The organism is Methylomonas rosea (genome assembly GCF_024505055.1).
GTDB lineage: Bacteria > Pseudomonadota > Gammaproteobacteria > Methylococcales > Methylomonadaceae > Methylomonas > Methylomonas rosea.
The window spans coordinates 1-1,786 of sequence record NZ_JANIBL010000138.1 but is presented as its reverse complement, the minus strand read 5'-3'; the positions used below and the strand labels follow the sequence as shown (position 1 = coordinate 1,786).

General features: G+C 52.5%; 3 protein-coding genes. All 3 read right to left on the bottom strand.

What is annotated here, in order from left to right:
• Window positions 1-537: 537 nt before the first annotated feature.
• From fdxB to NP589_RS21465, 3 genes are read right to left on the bottom strand one after another with little or no spacing between them, the layout of a single operon-like run.
• The gene (gene fdxB / locus NP589_RS21475; protein ID WP_020484885.1) at window positions 538-855 is read right to left on the bottom strand and encodes a ferredoxin III, nif-specific; all 318 of its coding nucleotides are present in this window, start codon (window positions 853-855) and stop codon (window positions 538-540) included.
• A gap of 9 nt (window positions 856-864) precedes the next feature.
• The gene (locus NP589_RS21470; protein WP_064007942.1) at window positions 865-1,080 is read right to left on the bottom strand and encodes a CCE_0567 family metalloprotein; all 216 of its coding nucleotides are present in this window, start codon (window positions 1,078-1,080) and stop codon (window positions 865-867) included.
• Between the two features lie 8 nt (window positions 1,081-1,088).
• Complete coding sequence (locus NP589_RS21465; RefSeq protein ID WP_064007943.1) at window positions 1,089-1,562, bottom strand: NifX-associated nitrogen fixation protein; 474 nt, start codon at window positions 1,560-1,562, stop codon at window positions 1,089-1,091.
• Window positions 1,563-1,786 lie beyond the last annotated feature (224 nt).

Genomic DNA, 1,786 nt, shown 5'->3' with positions numbered 1-1,786 from the left:
CCCTGATCCTGCGCTTCTCGTTTTTTGCAGGGGTTGGCGAAAGGGGCTTCCTGCCCCTTCGCCAACGAGCGGCATCCTTGCCGCTCCCCTCCGGGCGAATCCCGCAAAAAACTGCGATGCTCGGGGTCAAAATACGGGACCACAACCATCCCCAACTAGAACGGTTTTTAATTTAGAAAAATAACGATCCAACCAAGCAACACAGCATCGTTGTTCCCCCTATGCCGCGCCGAGCACCGCAGCGTTTATCGAGAATAGCCCGAAGGGGCACCGCATGGATGCGGTGCGTCGGCGGAGGGGCTTGGAAGCCCCTTCTGCCGACCCTCGATAAACGCTGCGGCGCGCAGGATCTGAGCGGCATCGGGGTGGCCTTTTCTTTGGATACTTTCTTTTGGCCAAGCAAAAGAAAGTATCTCGGCCGTCGGGCCGAGACCCGACTTCTAAAAAGCCGACGCGCCAGCGACACATTACCCCTTCACCGCGTGGGCACAAAAACCGTGCCCACCCTACACATCCGAATAAGCTACAAAACCAAAATCAAGCCGCAGCCTTGTGTTCGTGCGTAAAACAATCCTTAGGACAAACCTTGGAGCACGCCTCACAACCAATACAATCGGCGGCGTTTTTCAAGCTCATCACCATGGTGTTATCGTCATCGTCTTCAAAGTCGCCGTAGTCGTCGCCAAAATCTTCGGCCGACAACGCTTCGTCTTTTTCGATCAAATCAAACACATCGCGCGGACAAACTTTAAAACAACGGCCGCAGCCGATGCAGGTACGCTGATTAATATCGGTAACGTAGGACGGCGTCCAGACTGTACCGCCATAGGTAACACCGGTTACAAATTCGCTCATACTCGTCTCCTATGCCGTTTCGCTGCTGGCAGCCAAAAACTTCTTGTTGGCTTCGTCCCAGGCTTTGCAAGCATCGTAAGTCGCCTGCGCAACGCCCATCAGTTCGCCGTAGGCATCCGGCAGTTTGTCCTCGATCAGATCGTGGAGTACCGACGCCGCTTCATTAGCGATACGTTTGGCCTTCTTTACTTCTTTTTCCAGTGCTTTGAGTTCTTCGTCGCTCATCACTCACCTCACGCTTCGGCTACTTCTCGATAGGTTGCGATCAAGCCCAGGGCTTTTTCAATCGTTGCATCGGTTTTGGACGCCAGATCTTCCAAGCTGGGAAACCCAAAGCGATGCACGTCGCGCAACACTTTATCCACTACGATCAATTTACCGACCAGGACCAAGGCCCGACCGAACCCTTCGTGGGTAATGTTGATTACCGGCACAGCCATCAGACCGCCCTTCTTCTCGATCAGCGAGGCGATGGAGTTGTAATACGCTTTCACCCGCGCCAGGGTAATTTCATCGGGATCGCCGATAATTGGAATCTCGCGTTTGCGTTCTTTGGTCATCACCAAAGGATCGATGATTTTTTCTTCCGACCATCCTTCGTAGGTATCGTAGGTATCGAGTGCGCGAAGTTGTTTGACCATTTCGACAACGATATCCGAAGTCATGAAGGGGTCGCCGGCTTCGACGACTAATGCGGGTTGGGCCATGGTGGTTCTCCTATTGGTTTTTGTTTGGTTAGGTTTGTGGCCTAACTGAAAAATATTCATTTAGTGTCGCTAACGCGACGACTGTTTTAATGTCGGTTCTCGCACCGACAGGCGAGATACTTTTCTTTGCTTGTCCAAAGAAAAGTATCCAAAAGAAAAGACACCCGGATGCCGCTTATTCCCTGCGCTCCGAAGCTTTTGAACGGGGTTGCCGAAAGGGGCTT